Source organism: Brevibacillus panacihumi W25 (assembly GCF_000503775.1).
In the GTDB taxonomy this organism is placed as follows: Bacteria; Bacillota; Bacilli; order Brevibacillales; family Brevibacillaceae; genus Brevibacillus; species Brevibacillus panacihumi_A.
The window spans coordinates 441,691-456,285 of record NZ_KI629786.1 but is presented as its reverse complement, the minus strand read 5'-3'; the positions used below and the strand labels follow the sequence as shown (position 1 = coordinate 456,285).

The window sequence follows — 14,595 nt, the reverse complement described above, 5'->3', positions numbered from 1 at the left end:
ATCCATCATCTATTATTATAGAGTTAATTGTCAATTATCATAGTTGAGTTCCGGAGTAAACTCAAGAAACAAAAGGAACGATTCGCACATGCAATGCTCTTCCGCCGCGGGTTCAATGAACTCTTTTGTGCTGCCATAGAAAAAGGTGTGTTGCCATAAGGCCAACACACCTTTTTCCTAGATATTATCCGTTGTGTACGGAAGCAACGCTACCGCCCTAGCACGTTTAATTGCAACTGTTAATGCACGTTGATATTTTGCGCTTGTTCCAGTCACACGGCGAGGAAGAATCTTCCCACGTTCGCTAATGAACTTTTTAAGAACTTCCGTATTTTTGTAATCAATATGAGTAATTTTATTGACTGTAAAGTAGCAAACTTTTCTACGTTTACCTTTGCCACCTCTACGTGGAGCAAACTTTCTTTCACCACGTTCTTCGTCATTTCTTTGTGCAAATGCCATTGTTATTTTCTCGTTCCCTTCATTATTGCACATTGGTTAACGTGCCAAGTTTTTTCTGACTATCCTCTAGTTCAAAGTTGGGTGTGGATAAGTCTTACGACTTACCCACACCCGACTTCTCACTACGGGGCTACACCCACATCTTGAAATAAGGATGGTCATCATCACTAGACTACATTGACGGTCATAACGTATTACACACTTTACTCAACATCGCGCGATCTTAATAAACCGTGGATGCTGGTCGTAAATGAAGATTACCATTACACAGTTAAAATGCTTTAAAACCCCTTGATTTTACTGAGGTCTTAAAGCATTTTCTGATCTCAGATGTTACGCTCTCTAAAACGGCAAATCATCATCTGAGATGTTGATCGGCTTGCCAGCACTCGCGAAGGGGTCACCAAATGGATCATCGTTTCTCTGTGGAGACGGTCTGTTGCCGCCGCCAAAACCAGGACCTGGATCGTATCCGGCGTTCTCTCCACCTTCGTTGCCTCTGCCGCCCAAGAACTGGACGTTTTCAGCGACGACTTCCGTTACATATACTCGTTTTCCTTCTTTATTGTCATAGGAGCGCGTTTGCAGGCGTCCCTCGATAGCAGCTTGTCTGCCTTTGCGCAAATAAGTTGCACAGAGATCGGCAAGCTTTTGCCACGCGACAATATTGATGAAGTCTGCTTCACGCTCTCCCGCTTGATTGGTGCGCGGACGATTGATAGCCACGGTAAAAGTAGCAACGGCAACGCCATTCGGCGTGTAGCGAAGTTCCGGATCTTTCGTCAGGTTGCCGATGAGAATAACTTTATTCATCTTGGGTCCCCCTCTGACCGAGACGACAATTACTGCTCTTCACGAACGAACATGAAGCGGATAACGTCGTCGTTAATTTTCATGAGACGCTCTGCTTCCGCAACAGCATCAGGATTTGCTTTGAAGTTCATCAAAACGTAATAACCTTCACGGAACTTTTGGATCTCATACGCAAGACGACGCTTGCCCATTTCTTGAAGTTTGGTGATTTCGCCACCGTAGTTAGTTACAACTTCGCTGTAACGAGCCACATTGGATTTCACTTTTTCTTCTTCAAGGTCTGGACGCAACACGTACATTACTTCGTATTGACGCATACCTTTTCCACCTCCTTATGGACTTTAACGGCCCGTATCGGGCAAGGAGCGAGTGCTGATTGAACGCAGATAAATGCACTCCATAACTACTCGCATTATTAGATTATAGCAAAGCGAAATACCTGAATCAAGACGAAAGTCTATACATTAAACCGGAAATGCATGACATCTCCATCCGCGACCACGTACTCTTTTCCTTCCAGACGGTACTTCCCGCGTTCACGGGCAGCCGCTACCGACCCTGCGTCGATCAGATCGTCATACGCAATGACTTCGGCACGGATGAAGCCGCGCTCGAAATCGGTATGAATGACACCCGCCGCACCCGGAGCCTTCGTCCCACGGCGAATCGTCCAGGCGCGCACTTCCTGCACACCTGCTGTAAAGTACGTAACCAAACCAAGCAATTCGTAGGCAGCGCGAATCAGACGATCCAGACCGGACTCAGCAAGCCCCAGCTCTTCCAGGAACATTTCCTTGTCCTCGCCATCCAGCTCGGCGATTTCCGCCTCTACCTTGGCGCTGATCACGACCACCTGCGCCCCTTCGGCAGCCGCGTGCTCGCGTACGGTCTGCACATGCGGGTTCTGGTCAGCGTCCGCGATGCCATCCTCGGCCACGTTGCACACGTACAGCATCGGCTTGATGGTCAGCAGGTGCAGATCGCGCACCCATTTGCGCTCTTCATCATCCAGCTCTACGCTGCGTGCGGACTGGCCTTCTTCAAAAGCTGCTTTCAGCTTTTCCAGGACATCCAGCTCTTGTTTGGACTCCTTGTCGCCTGCCTTCACCTTGCGCGCGATTCGCTCGATGCGGCGCTCTACGGAGTCGAGGTCAGCAAAAATCAATTCCAGGTTAATCGTCTCGATGTCGCTCAGCGGATCAACGCGACCGGATACGTGCGTAATATTTTCATCTTCAAAGCAGCGAACCACGTGAGCAATCGCATCTACTTCGCGAATGTGACCGAGGAACTGGTTGCCCAGACCTTCCCCTTTGCTCGCTCCTTTTACCAGACCAGCAATATCTACGAATTCAAAAGCCGTCGGAACCACTTTATTGGGCACGACGATTTCCGTCAGTTTGGCCAATCTTGGGTCTGGTACTTCCACGATCCCGACGTTCGGATCGATCGTACAGAACGGATAGTTGGCCGATTCTGCACCTGCTTGCGTAATAGCGTTAAACAGTGTCGATTTACCTACGTTAGGCAGACCAACAATCCCACAAGATGCACCCATCTATATACACTCCTTATACTCTTCCTGACATCCTTTTCAGTATATAGATTTGCTTTTGAGAATACAATTGTCTCCTTGTGGCAACTTTTTATCCTTCCCGCCCAACGCGAATCGATCTGTCCCCCCTTTGTCAACCACTGTATCGCAAGCTGGTAGGACAAAAAAAGGAATGGTAGACTGGGAGGCAGTTAAGATGAAAAAGGAGTGCTTTTCATGAACTTGCTTATCCTCGGCGCCACGGGCCGAGTCGGCAGCGAGGTGTTGAGACATGCTCTGCGCGACGGTCATCAGGTGACGGCGCTCGTTCGCAATCCGGACAAGCTTGCTTTTGCCGATCAAGACCTCGTGCATGTAGCGATAGGGAATGTACTGAATGAGGCTGATGTCGAGGCTGCCGTGCAGGGTGTGGATGTTGTCGTCAGCGCTTTGAGTACGGACGGAGCAGATACCTTGTCCCAGGGAATGCCGCTGGTGATCGCTGCGATGAAAAAAGCAGGCGTCTCGCGCATCGTAACCGTAGGAACGGCCGGCATTTTGCAAAGCAGGATCTCTCCGGATCTGCTGCGCTACCAATCCAGCGAATCGAAGCGGACATTGACACGGGCTGCCGAAGAACATCACCGGGCGTATACGCTGCTTGAGCGATCCGGATTGGACTGGACGATTGTATGTCCCACCTATCTGCCGGATGGTGAACGACTCGGCAACTACCGTATCGAGGCTCATTATTTACCGGAAAACGGAACACAAATCTCGGTAGCTGACACAGCCGATTTCGTATATCAGCAGGTTTTCTCGCGAGAGCATCTTCATACGCGCGTCGGGATCGCTTACTAAACGTGAAGCCTGGCAATGAAAAGGGGCGATCCACAGTCATTCGACTATTGGGATCGCCCTCTTCTATCGTTTGCTTCTTTATTTCTCGTTGACCAGCTTTTCCAGCTCGTTCAGCGTTTCTTCAAAAATCTCCATTGCTTGCTCAATTGGCTTGGATGTAGACATGTCTACCCCTGCTGCTTTCAGCACCTCTATCGGCGGTGCGGAATTGCCCGCCTCCAGGAAGTTGGTGCGAATGCGATCTACTGCAGGTTTTCCTTCGTCCATGACTTGCTTGGCCAGCGCCTGAGCAGCTGCGAAGCTGGTCGAGTACTGGTAGACGTAGTATTGGTAGTTGAAGAAGTGAGACACACGCGCCCACTCCATTGCGATCTCATCGTCGGAAACCATGTCTTTGCCATAGTACTTTTTGTTAATGTCATGGTAGATTTTCTTGATCGCCTCCGCGTTGAGAGACTCTCCTGCCTGCTCGCGGTCGTGGATCGCTTTCTCAAACTCTGCGAATTGAGTTTGGCGGAAGAGCGTGGAGCGGAAGTTTTCCAGATAGTGATTAAGCAAGTACATCTTCTCTTCCTTGGTCTTCGCTTCCGCATACATACTTTTGAAGAGAAGCGTTTCGTTCATTGTCGATGCCACTTCAGCCGTGAAAGTCGGGTAGTTTGAATTGATGTACGGCTGATTTTCGTTCGTATAGTACGACTGCATCGCATGCCCCATCTCATGGGCAATGGTATACACGTCGTCCAGGGTTCCCTGATAGTTCAACAGCACATACGGATGTGTATCGTAAGCTCCCCATTGATAAGCGCCGGATCGCTTGTCATCCGTTGAATAGACGTCTACCCAACCCGCTTCCAACCCGTCAGCCAGTATGGACACATAGTCATCGCCCATCGCTTTCAAGCCGTTTACAACCATTTTTTTGCCTTCCTCATAAGGAATGTACTTATCGTCCGACTCCACGATTGGCACATAGATGTCGTACATATGCAGCTCATCTACCCCGAGCATCTTTTTCTTCAGGGAAATGTAGCGATGCAGCAGTGGCAGGTTGTCGTTTACCGTCTCAATCAGTTCGTCATACACTTTGGTCGGAATATTGTTGGGCGTCAGGCTGGCTTCAAGCGCAGAATCATAATTGCGTACGCTTGCATAGAAATTGTCCGCTTTTACCTTCGCTGCCAACGTCTGGGCAAAGGTATCCTGGAAGTTCAACAGCGAGCTGTAATACGCTTTAAAAGCCTCCTGTCTCACCCGTTGATCCTTGCTTTCCATATAAGAGATGAAATTGGCGCGGGTAAGCTGTACCTCCTGCCCCTTCTCATCCTTGATTTTCGGGAACCGTACATCTTTAGATAGCATCCCGTAGATGTTAGTGGGTGAACTGGCCAATGGAGATGATTTCGCCAGCAGCTCCTCCATTTCTTTCGAGAGCGAATGCGGCTTGGTGCGCAGCATGTCTTCGATCACCAGCTTGTATGGCGCAAGGCTCTTGTCTGCCAGCAAGCTTTTCATTTTGGCGTCTGGAATCGACACCATTTCAGGCTGAATCCAGGATGTTTTCTCGGAGACCAAGGTGTACATTTTTTCGGCACGGTCCGCAAGATCCTGCAGATCGGAGTTCGCAGAGTTTACATCCAGGGCCATATTGGCATAGACATACGCCTTGTCATTGATGCGCATCATCGCTTCATAATCTTCAAATGCCTTCAGCATGGACGCCGCTGAATTCCCCAGCTTGCCCTGATGCTTGGTAAAAGCCTTGGCCATCTCTTCGACTTTGGCTACGTCCTTTTCCCAATCGCTGACACTGGCATATATGTGATCCAGCTTCCATTTATATTGGTCAGGTATTTCGGCCCGAGTTTTATATACCGGCGCAACCTCTGCTGCAAATGCTACCGCCGGCGAACTGTAGGGAATGAATGGACCGGACACAGTCGATAAAGCAATAGCAATGGCTGTAATAGAAGCAAAAACATGTTTCTTCAAAACAAATCTCCCCTTTCCGGATTATCATTGCCAATTATTGTTATAATAATTATCTTTACCAATCGAAAATTCCTGCTTGATTCATAAAAAATTCTAAAAATTCATTAAGTACTGTCATTTTATCCAGAGGTTCCCTCTATATTGTGGATAAAACTGTGGACAATCTCAACAATTCCCCCTGTTTGTCCTCCTTCATTCTTTCCACATCCTATTTTCACGCAAAAAGTTGTCCACATTTTCTGTGGATATTTTGTGAATAACTTATTTTCCGCAAAATCGTGACACCCGCCCATACCCCTTTCCCTGTTCTGACATAGCATAAGTATTGAATCTAGGGTAGGAGGTGTTAGCAAGTGGGTATCTTTAACGGCTTCGACGACTTCGCGCTGATTTTGGTTCTCTTCATCCTGCTCGTAATCGTTGGTTGTGACTGCGACTAATCATCCCGCTGCGATCCAGCCTATCTGAAGGGAAGCAAATCTGCTTTGCCTTCACTCTCTACTTTACTTCATGAATCATGATCGAATCACCGTTTAGCAAACCGCGACGAGCGGAACGTTTCTCTCACTGGGATCTGGGAGCCGGGCTTCCCTCCTCTCGATCAATGTTGAAACAGATCTGCTGACCGTTACGCCAAATCGGCCGTGATCAGCTATATCTCCCCGTACTATCTAATGGCGGTCCCACCTGTGATAGTACAAATAAAAAAGGATGCACGCCCAAACAAACGGCACGCATCCTTTTTTTATCTTGTTTATTTTGATCCTGTGGAAAATTGTGAGCTCTGGGCAGAATTGCGGTTATCGGCCATATCCTTCACTTTCCCAGGAATCAGATAGATCCGATAGGTCGTATTCGGGAGCCATTTGCCGCCCTTGGGCTTCACAGTCAATGTACGCTTGCTTTTGTTCCAAGTAGCCGTGTAGGCAACTGATTGGCCTTTTCCGTCCGTTATCCGTACTAGAGAACCTGCGTTTTTGCTGACTAATGCCTCTCCATTGGCCAATCGAACATCTTCCACGAACTGCAGCGTGATTTTTTCCTTCACATTCACCTTTTTCGCGCCATGGCCCGGTAAAATGACGGCTTGCGGCGCTATTCGGTCCACTGCCTTTTTGGTGGTAAACGAGTGCGTTACCTTTGGATTGACAACACCAGTGGTATTGACAAGCTTTTTATCCAGTAACGTGATTGTATAGGACTGTCCTTCCTCCAGATTGCCCTCCGGATCAACCAAAATGGTCCGATTGTTTTTATCCCACTTTGCTGTAAACTTTACGTTTTTGTTCTTTTGATCACGCAATTGTACCAAGGTGTGTACAGACTTGTCCGTCAACGCTTTTTTCCCTTTCAACAAGATCTGCTCAGAAAATTTCAAGACAATCAGTGTATCTGCCGCTACCTCTTTTTCCCCATTTGCTGGCAAGATACTGACATCCCACTGTTGCGGACTCTTGCCTTGTGCATACTCTGGGTTGCCAAAGCTAAATAACAAAAGAACAACTACGCATGCTGCGTGCAGCCACTTCCTGCTCCAGGTACCCATGTTACCCCTCCCTTTAACCGGCAAGATCTCTGCATTTTAGTCGAGATCACCGTTAGGGGCATTGTAAAAAAAGACAGACAGGGGCAACAAATAAGTTTTCAAAGGATTAGGGCGTATCTTCCGGCGCCTTTACCAGGATCTTTTTCAGCTTCCGTTCGAATTCAAGTCTTGGAATCATGACACTATGCTCACAGCCTGTGCACTTAATCCGAATATCCATCCCCATGCGGATCACTTTCCAAGCATTGGTCCCACAGGGATGTGCTTTTTTCATCTGTACGACATCACCCAGGCCGAATTGCTTCCGTTCCATTTATTGTCCTCTCCCTCCTGCGTATTCCTGTCCTTTGACGGGCATAGCGACGATTTTTTGGTACGGAATCTGAATGCCCAGTCTCGTGAACTCCGTCCGAATCATCGCCCGCATGTTACGGCTGACCCCATGATGCGTATTCGGCTTGCATTCAGCCGTGATCCTCATAACCACCTCTGATGGACCGAGCGCCTGTACGCCGAGAATTTGCGGCTCAGCCACAATGTCGGTCAACTCCTCTTTTGCCTTCTTGAGAACATCCTGCAAGATCCCCTCCACTTGCTTGAGATCTTCTTCATACGCTACTGATATGTCGATCACCGCCAGTGTATTGGCCAGTGAAAAATTCGTCACCTGATTAATCGTTCCATTTGGAAAGATAAACACTTCTCCCGTCCAGCTTCGTATGCGGGTAATCCGCAACCCGATTTCCTGAACGGTTCCGGTCATGTTGTTGATTGTGACAAAATCCCCCACCGCGAACTGATCTTCAAAAATGATGAAAAAGCCGGTGATCACGTCACGCACCAGACTTTGCGCTCCAAATCCAACTGCCAGACCAAGAACACCCGCACTGACCAGCACAGGGCGCAGGTCAATCCCCATTTGTTGCAAAACCATCAGTAATGCCAAAAAGTAAATCGTGTATTGGACGACATTGTTGACCAGCACGCGCATCGTATCTACGCGCCGCTGCTCCAGTTGGAGCTTGGCCCCTTTTCGATGGCGAAAAACCTGATTAACTGCAGCCTGAACGATCGATACCAGGATCCGGGACAAGATCAGAATCGCGACGATCTTCAGGACGATCAGTCCAAAATCGATCCACATCTCCGTATCGGTTACGTATTGATACACTTTGTCATATAAACTGCTGAAAAAATTTTTTTGTTCCACCTGACTCACCTCTTCCACTCACCAGTTTACATCGATTTGTTTGCGTCCGGAAACTGGAGAAAATATCCTCGCTATCAAGTCACATGGAGCACATCCTGCTACGACTCCCGCCCATCTGCCTCCCCCAGATTTCTGCAATCCTATGGTCAGAATGGTATTCCTATTGTACCTGTTCAGGTTTTCTCACGCCAGTTTCGCTGATTTTTCACAACTGGCGTAACCTTCCCATTAGCGGGTATGAAAATGGCATTTTGCTCCTATACTTTGAATACTGTAGAAGAAATCTTTGCTTTGCAGCCAAGCCCATGCCCCTCACACCAAGCGCGCCTTTGCACAGCAATATCAATTTTGATCAAAACCGCAAGAGTGGAGGTAGCCATACATGAATACACGCGAACAGGATCACCCTTGTTTTTTGCCACCTTTCAAAGTGGAATATCGCAGTGAAAACGCCGCTGATCATCTGGCCCAACATCTTGCACAAAGGTTGCGGTTGACGGAATACAACGACGAAATTGTAATCGTCTGCATTGGGACTGACCGCTCGACTGGAGATGCCCTTGGCCCTTTGGTCGGCACCAAATTGCACGAGCTTCCCTCCCTTCGCCTGCAGGTCTATGGAACGTTGGAAGAACCAGTCCATGCTATGAATCTGAATGAGAAAATGGAGCAGATCCAAAACACTCATCCGACATCGACGATTATCGCCATTGATGCCTGTCTCGGTCAGTTTTCCAATGTCGGCAACATCAATGTAGCCAACGGCCCGCTCAAGCCTGGCGCTGGCGTCAAAAAAGAACTTCCCTCTGTCGGAACCTTTCACATCACGGGCATCGTGAACGTGGGAGGCTTCATGGAGTATTTTGTCTTGCAAAATACGCGTCTTGCCGTTGTCATGAAAATGGCCGAAATCATTGCTTCCGGTCTCTCCAAAGCCTCATTCCTCTCTTCTGGCGAGAACAGGCTGGGAAATGTGCTGCATGAGATGTAGCAGCTTCTATCCGCAAACCGTTTGACAACCAGGTACCATCTCCACGGTAAAAGGCGTATGAGCAATTACTTCACCATCTGCTTGTACGAACAATGGAGTTTGCGAGTCCAGCTGAATGTGCTGACCTCTAAAAAAACGAACGCCTGGATGCTTTACGTGAGAGCCGGTAAATATCAACGGAAAAGCTCGAAGAAGTTGCCACCGATTGACGTTGCTCACTACACAGATTTCCGCGACGCCATCATTCGGTACTGCCCCCGGACAAATCAGCATGCCTCCCCCGAAATTGGGAATGTTGGCAATCGCGATCAGCCAGACCTTTTGCAGTCGATACTTCTGCCCATCCACAACGAGGGTCACATCTGTAGGCTGAAAGGAACAGATGACCCGCAAAACAGACAAGATATAGGCCACTTTGCCGAGTCCGCCTTTATTTAACCAACCTTAGTAGGAAGCTTCGTTCGTCGTTTTCGCCACCTGCGCATCAAACCCGGCCCCGACCACATTGACTGCCACTCTCCCGTTGATCCGCAGCAGATCGATTATTTTTTTCTTTTCCTCGCGCAGAATTTGTTCCAATGCCATGACCGGCTCTACCGCTATACCATGGCCCTTTGCATAATCATTACCCGAGCCTGCTGGTATTACGCCAAATAAACACGCTCGTCCCGACTGCTGAACTCCATTCAGCACCTCATGAACGGTTCCGTCTCCCCCAACAGCGATGATTTTCGTTACTCCCTCTTTTTGAATCAACTCTACAGCCAGTTTTTGAGCTTCCCCCATTCCCGATGTCTTCCTCATCTGATAAACGGCTCCTGAGCCCCTTAGAGAGCGTTCTATTATCCTCCATATGTCATTTCCTTTGCCGTTGCCCGCCATTGGATTGACAATAAATCCGAGCATGATCATCCTCTCCGCTTCGTATGCTGTCTATTTTTATTATCGCATGGCTTCTATTTACTGAAAAGAATGAGACAATCCTTTTGAGACTGGTGGTCGTCAGGCCTTAGTGGAGAAGAGGAAAAAGGGGGAAACGCTCCAGGTTCGTTGGGATCTTCGCTGTGGGTCATCCCTGGCCGGCTCCATTCCAAAGGCGGAACCGCGGCCAAAAAGCAGCCGATTCCAAGGAGTGATTCAAGGTGTAGAGTAGAGAACTGACGCTTTCTGGCGACCGTTTGGTCGCCTTACTCCTATCAGTTCCCCCTCATCAAACCGTACGTGAGGTTCTCCCTCATACGGCTTTCCGATGTTCTTCTTTCCTTGGCATTCGGTTATCGCGTACGGCAAGCTTCACAAGAATTCCTCTTGTAGCTTTTGCTATCTCTCTCATCCGCGCATGTCTCGCTTGTTTATTCCTTTTCTTGTTGTTAAAGAGCACAAGTCTTGTCAGAACATACCAGTCGATGCGACATAACCACTTAGCTCCTATGGGTGAAAGTGAATAATAATTCTTGAAACCTTGAAGTTTTCGATTCAGCCCTTGTATCAGCTCGTCTAGTGACCAGTACAACTTGTTGCGCGGTTTGGTATACTCTTTGATTTTCCTTCTCATTTCCTTCATAGCCTTCTTGCTCGGAATGTGTGACATGACGTACATTTTCTTTCCACCCTTGAGAAGAATGGGAAATTTTCGATGGTGTAAACCAAGGAAGTCAAAGCCCGTCGTATTGTCCCAGATATTAACCAGTCGAGACTTTTCTTTACTAAGTGTAAGGTCCAGTTTGTTTAGTACCGCTTTTATGACTTGTATACTTTCCAAAGCGTCTTGTTTCGATCTACACATGATTACAAAATCATCCGCATATCGGATCAGCTTCCCAAGATGAGTGAATTGCTTCTCCCAAATCGTGTCCATGTAGTCCAAATAAATATTTGCCAACAGTGGAGAGATTACCCCTCCTTGCGGAGTGCCCCATTCGGTTTCATGAAACTGTACATCTTCCATGACGCCCGCACGGAGCCAGTTCCGAATCAGCTTTAGTATCCTGCGATCAGAAATCCTTTTCTCTACTAGCTTCATGAGCTTTTCCTGATTAATGTTGTCAAAGTATCCTTTGATGTCTACATCGACTACCCAGGAGGCCGTCCTGCTGGTTTTCTTGATTTGTGTAATCGCCTGGTGGGCATTTCGTTTGGGACGGAATCCGTATGAGCAATCTTTGAAATCGGCTTCAAAGATAGGCTCAATAACCATCTTGGTTGCCATCTGAACAACACGATCTCGGATGGTCGGGATACCAAGCGGTCTTTGTTTCCCATCCGCTTTCGGGATGTACGTGCGCCGCACAGGAGATGGATGATATTGCTTACCCTTCAGGTCGAGATAAATTTCGTTGAGAAATTTACTTTCCCCATACTCCTGAACGATTCTTTCAATTGTCTGTCCATCTATCCCGCCGCTACCTTTATTGGCTCGAACTCTACGCCACGCTTCCGCAAGAATATCTGGCCGGTACACTTTGTCATACAGAGCATGAAATCGCCGTTTTGGATTTTCCTTGGCACAAAGATATAGGGTTGTCCAAAGTTGTCGAGCTTTTACATTGGTGTAGTTAGCAAGTTTACTTGCATTCACTCACTCTTACCTCCTTTCAACCCAAGAACAAAGCAGGGTTCCTTCCCTCCACAAGGTTGTGTTGTCCTTATGTTCAACGGTACTATAAACCCCTCCGACTCCCTCTCTGCCGTCCACCCTTTCGCATGTGCTTATAGGCTTTCGCTTTACACCCCAACGGGGTGTGCAGAGTAGGGTCTCCCCAGTTCCGTTAACTACTTTCTCAGCGTACCGCTCCCCATACTCCGGGAGGTTCCTTGATGCTGTCTCCAAGTTCTACACATCGTCCATGGACTTCGCCTGCGGCCACCGGGCTCGTCTCCTCCTTGTCCATCCACTGATGGTCCCTTTAACGAAGCGGCAGGATTCACTTTATGTTACGGTCCGCTGATTTGCTCGCTCCCTTACGGGATACTTTGTCACAGGGCTTCAACCTTAGGATCTCTCCACCAGTTGCCTGTCAGCTACGAGGCGACTTGGCTCTTACCTCGGTTGGACTTTCACCAACTAGCAATTAACGGCTTGCTGGGCGCGCTGGCAGCTAAGGGCGTGTTCCACCTTTTCCATTACGCCTGGGTCAAGATCCCAAATATCTTCGCGTATTCCCCCTTTTTCCTCAGCCAGCTTCACTGGGGACCTCGCTCCTTTTGATGGTTTCTCAAGGAGTTTTTTATGATTCTAAAAATCCCGTAAAAAAGCTCCCCCAATTTGGGAGAGCTTCGTGAATCATGGTTTAGAGAATACCGGATAACCAGTCTACAAGCGGCACTCCCAGCGCGGCAACGATCAACGCGGGAAGCATGTTGGCGACTTGTATTTTTTTCAGCTCCAGGATATTGATCCCGATGGCAATAATCATCAAGCCTCCGACCGCTGTTACCTCCAGCAGAATCGCATCAAGCATTTTTTCGCTGACCAGATTGTAGATTTGCGTTGAGAGCAAGGCGATTACTCCCTGATACAAAAGGACAGGAATTGCCGAAAACAAAACGCCAATTCCCAACGTAGACGTAAAAATGATCGCCGAAAATCCATCTATCAACGCTTTGGTATATAAAATATCGTGGTTGTTGCGCAAACCGCTGTCCATCGCGCCCAGAACCCCCATTGCTCCGATGCAATAGACCAGGGTGGCTGTAACAAATCCGGTTGCGATACTGCCCTGCTTGTCTCCGCCGACTTTTTTCTCCAGCCATTTCCCGGCTTGATTCAAGCCGTGATCAATATTGATCCATTCTCCCAGGATGGCTCCTACCACGATACTGACAATGACCAATAAAATATTCTCTGTGCCCAGGGCCATTTTCAAGCCCAATACGACAACAGCCAGCCCGATCCCCTGCATGACGGTCTTGCGAATCGATTCCGGTATGCGGGTCAACAAAAGTCCTAGCAAGGAGCCGACGATAATTGCTGCGGCATTGACCAGGGTTCCAAACAAGATCACGTGACTTCCCCCTATGGGCCTCTATCTGAAAGCAGCCGCGATTTCGTCCACTGCTTCAATCAGCGCCTCTACCTCTTGTTCCGTATTGTACATGCCGAAGCTTGCGCGAACAGCACCTATCATCTCAGTCCCCGTGGTCTGATGTCCCAGAGGAGAGCAATGGAAGCCAGCCCGAGTCGCAATGCCATACTGCTGATCGAGGATAAACGAGGCCTCCGAAGCGTCCACTCCTGCCAAATTAAAAGAAACGACCCCTACCCGTTGAGTCTCGATTCCTGGACCGTATACCGTTACGCCAGGTATTTTTTGCAGAGCTTGTATGGTTTTTCGGACCAACTCCCACTCGTGCTGTCCGATTGCTTCTACCCCTTTTTCCATCACATGCGAGCCCCCCGCCAGCAGCCCTGCCAGTCCTACGGTATTGACTGTTCCACTCTCGTAACGATCCGGTCTTGTAGCTGGCTGTTCGATTGATTCAGACTGACTGCCTGTTCCCCCATGAATCATCGGCTCAAGATCAATCTCGCCATGCACGTAAAGTCCCCCGGTTCCCTGGGGCCCGTACAAGCCCTTATGTCCAGGAAAAGCCAGCATATCAATGTTCATCTCTTCTACGTGAATAGGCAAGACCCCAGCTGTTTGAGATGCGTCCACCAAAAATTTGATACCGTGCTGCTTCGCCAATTGACCCAGCTCCGCAATCGGCAGAATCACGCCTGTCAGGTTGGAAGCGTGACTGACCACCAGCAGACGCGTATTGGGACGTATCGCCTGCGCGAAATCTTCCAAATAAAAAAGCTGATCGCCCCTCGGCTCCACATAAGTGACTTCTACTTGCTTGGTGCGGCTCATATATTCCAAAGGGCGCCGTACAGAATTGTGTTCGATCGTAGTCGACACTACATGGTCGCCATCCTTCAGAAAGCCTTTGATCGCTTGATTAAGTGCCTGTGTCGCATTGAGATAAAAAAAGAGGTCATTCGGGTTTTGAATCCCAAACAACCGCGACAATTGCGCACGTGTACGAAACACCGTCTTGCTTGCCTTCATCGCCAGGGCATGTCCACCCCTGCCTGGATTGGCAGCAAACTCCTCAATTACTTCAGCCATCTTCTCTTTTACAGAAGGTGGCTTTGGCCAGGTAGAGGCTGCATTGTCCAAATAAATGATTGCCATCGCTTC

16 protein-coding genes are annotated in these 14,595 nt (G+C 48.6%); 3 read left to right on the top strand and 13 right to left on the bottom strand.

Going from position 1 to position 14,595, the window contains the following annotated elements:
* Window positions 1-177: 177 nt before the first annotated feature.
* The 4 genes from rpsR to ychF form a co-directional block, all read right to left on the bottom strand.
* Window positions 178-462 (bottom strand): 30S ribosomal protein S18, encoded by a 285-nt coding sequence (gene rpsR / locus T458_RS51965; RefSeq protein ID WP_023559051.1) that lies wholly within the window; start codon window positions 460-462, stop codon window positions 178-180.
* Window positions 463-804: 342 nt separating this feature from the next.
* Window positions 805-1,275: a single-stranded DNA-binding protein gene (locus T458_RS51960; protein ID WP_023559050.1), complete on the bottom strand. Its 471-nt coding sequence runs from the start codon at window positions 1,273-1,275 to the stop codon at window positions 805-807.
* A gap of 29 nt (window positions 1,276-1,304) precedes the next feature.
* Window positions 1,305-1,592, bottom strand: a complete 288-nt coding sequence (gene rpsF, locus T458_RS51955; RefSeq protein ID WP_023559049.1) for a 30S ribosomal protein S6 — start codon at window positions 1,590-1,592, stop codon at window positions 1,305-1,307.
* A 140-nt stretch (window positions 1,593-1,732) separates the two neighbouring features.
* A complete protein-coding gene (ychF, locus tag T458_RS51950) occupies window positions 1,733-2,833 on the bottom strand; it encodes a redox-regulated ATPase YchF (RefSeq protein WP_023559048.1) in 1,101 nt (366 codons plus the stop codon).
* Window positions 2,834-3,046: 213 nt separating this feature from the next.
* Here ychF and T458_RS51945 point away from each other — a divergent pair, with 213 nt between their 5' ends.
* Window positions 3,047-3,670 (top strand): NAD(P)-dependent oxidoreductase, encoded by a 624-nt coding sequence (locus tag T458_RS51945; RefSeq protein ID WP_023559047.1) that lies wholly within the window; start codon window positions 3,047-3,049, stop codon window positions 3,668-3,670.
* A gap of 78 nt (window positions 3,671-3,748) precedes the next feature.
* Here the strand turns inward: T458_RS51945 and pepF are convergent, their stop codons facing one another.
* Window positions 3,749-5,662: an oligoendopeptidase F gene (pepF, locus tag T458_RS51940; protein ID WP_023559046.1), complete on the bottom strand. Its 1,914-nt coding sequence runs from the start codon at window positions 5,660-5,662 to the stop codon at window positions 3,749-3,751.
* Between the two features lie 353 nt (window positions 5,663-6,015).
* On the opposite strand from pepF, the gene T458_RS56710 reads away from it, so the two are divergent.
* The gene (locus T458_RS56710) at window positions 6,016-6,102 is read left to right on the top strand and encodes a YjcZ family sporulation protein (protein WP_017246824.1); all 87 of its coding nucleotides are present in this window, start codon (window positions 6,016-6,018) and stop codon (window positions 6,100-6,102) included.
* 314 nt (window positions 6,103-6,416) lie between these two features.
* Here T458_RS56710 and T458_RS51930 read toward each other — a convergent pair whose 3' ends face one another.
* The 3 genes from T458_RS51930 to T458_RS51920 all read right to left on the bottom strand — a co-directional run bounded on the left by T458_RS51930 (window position 6,417) and on the right by T458_RS51920 (window position 8,427).
* On the bottom strand, window positions 6,417-7,208 hold the full coding sequence (locus T458_RS51930) for an Ig-like domain-containing domain (RefSeq protein ID WP_023559045.1): 792 nt from the start codon (window positions 7,206-7,208) through the stop codon (window positions 6,417-6,419).
* 106 nt (window positions 7,209-7,314) lie between these two features.
* Complete coding sequence (locus T458_RS51925) at window positions 7,315-7,521, bottom strand: DUF951 domain-containing protein (RefSeq protein WP_023559044.1); 207 nt, start codon at window positions 7,519-7,521, stop codon at window positions 7,315-7,317.
* Window positions 7,522-8,427 (bottom strand): mechanosensitive ion channel family protein, encoded by a 906-nt coding sequence (locus T458_RS51920; RefSeq protein ID WP_427333498.1) that lies wholly within the window; start codon window positions 8,425-8,427, stop codon window positions 7,522-7,524.
* Between the two features lie 373 nt (window positions 8,428-8,800).
* Here T458_RS51920 and yyaC point away from each other — a divergent pair, with 373 nt between their 5' ends.
* Window positions 8,801-9,409 (top strand): spore protease YyaC, encoded by a 609-nt coding sequence (gene yyaC / locus T458_RS51915; RefSeq protein WP_023559042.1) that lies wholly within the window; start codon window positions 8,801-8,803, stop codon window positions 9,407-9,409.
* A gap of 6 nt (window positions 9,410-9,415) precedes the next feature.
* On the opposite strand, the gene T458_RS57685 is transcribed toward yyaC, so the two are convergent.
* From T458_RS57685 to T458_RS51895, 5 genes are all read right to left on the bottom strand, one after another.
* Window positions 9,416-9,823, bottom strand: coding sequence for a diacylglycerol/lipid kinase family protein (locus T458_RS57685; RefSeq protein ID WP_290367284.1), 408 nt, complete (start codon window positions 9,821-9,823; stop codon window positions 9,416-9,418).
* Between the two features lie 30 nt (window positions 9,824-9,853).
* Window positions 9,854-10,315 carry a diacylglycerol/lipid kinase family protein gene (locus T458_RS57680; protein WP_290367283.1) on the bottom strand — a complete coding sequence of 154 codons (462 nt, stop codon included), beginning with the start codon at window positions 10,313-10,315 and terminating at the stop codon, window positions 9,854-9,856.
* 328 nt (window positions 10,316-10,643) lie between these two features.
* Window positions 10,644-11,987 carry a group II intron reverse transcriptase/maturase gene (gene ltrA / locus T458_RS51905; RefSeq protein ID WP_023555181.1) on the bottom strand — a complete coding sequence of 448 codons (1,344 nt, stop codon included), beginning with the start codon at window positions 11,985-11,987 and terminating at the stop codon, window positions 10,644-10,646.
* A 712-nt stretch (window positions 11,988-12,699) separates the two neighbouring features.
* Complete coding sequence (locus tag T458_RS51900; protein ID WP_023559040.1) at window positions 12,700-13,413, bottom strand: DUF554 domain-containing protein; 714 nt, start codon at window positions 13,411-13,413, stop codon at window positions 12,700-12,702.
* Between the two features lie 21 nt (window positions 13,414-13,434).
* Window positions 13,435-14,589: an aminotransferase class V-fold PLP-dependent enzyme gene (locus tag T458_RS51895; RefSeq protein ID WP_023559039.1), complete on the bottom strand. Its 1,155-nt coding sequence runs from the start codon at window positions 14,587-14,589 to the stop codon at window positions 13,435-13,437.
* Between the last annotated feature and the right edge of the window lie 6 nt (window positions 14,590-14,595).

Bases quoted from the DNA above. Each gene is read 5' to 3' on its own strand.
- yyaC (WP_023559042.1), top strand. From the start codon at position 8,801: ATGAATACACGCGAACAGGATCACCCTTGTTTTTTGCCACCTTTCAAA.
- T458_RS51960 (WP_023559050.1), bottom strand. From the start codon at position 1,275: ATGAATAAAGTTATTCTCATCGGCAACCTGACGAAAGATCCGGAACTT.
- T458_RS51945 (WP_023559047.1), top strand. From the start codon at position 3,047: ATGAACTTGCTTATCCTCGGCGCCACGGGCCGAGTCGGCAGCGAGGTG.
- T458_RS57680 (WP_290367283.1), bottom strand. From the start codon at position 10,315: ATGCTCGGATTTATTGTCAATCCAATGGCGGGCAACGGCAAAGGAAAT.
- rpsF (WP_023559049.1), bottom strand. From the start codon at position 1,592: ATGCGTCAATACGAAGTAATGTACGTGTTGCGTCCAGACCTTGAAGAA.
- ychF (WP_023559048.1), bottom strand. From the start codon at position 2,833: ATGGGTGCATCTTGTGGGATTGTTGGTCTGCCTAACGTAGGTAAATCG.
- T458_RS51925 (WP_023559044.1), bottom strand. From the start codon at position 7,521: ATGGAACGGAAGCAATTCGGCCTGGGTGATGTCGTACAGATGAAAAAA.
- T458_RS51930 (WP_023559045.1), bottom strand. From the start codon at position 7,208: ATGGGTACCTGGAGCAGGAAGTGGCTGCACGCAGCATGCGTAGTTGTT.
- T458_RS51895 (WP_023559039.1), bottom strand. From the start codon at position 14,589: ATGGCAATCATTTATTTGGACAATGCAGCCTCTACCTGGCCAAAGCCA.
- rpsR (WP_023559051.1), bottom strand. From the start codon at position 462: ATGGCATTTGCACAAAGAAATGACGAAGAACGTGGTGAAAGAAAGTTT.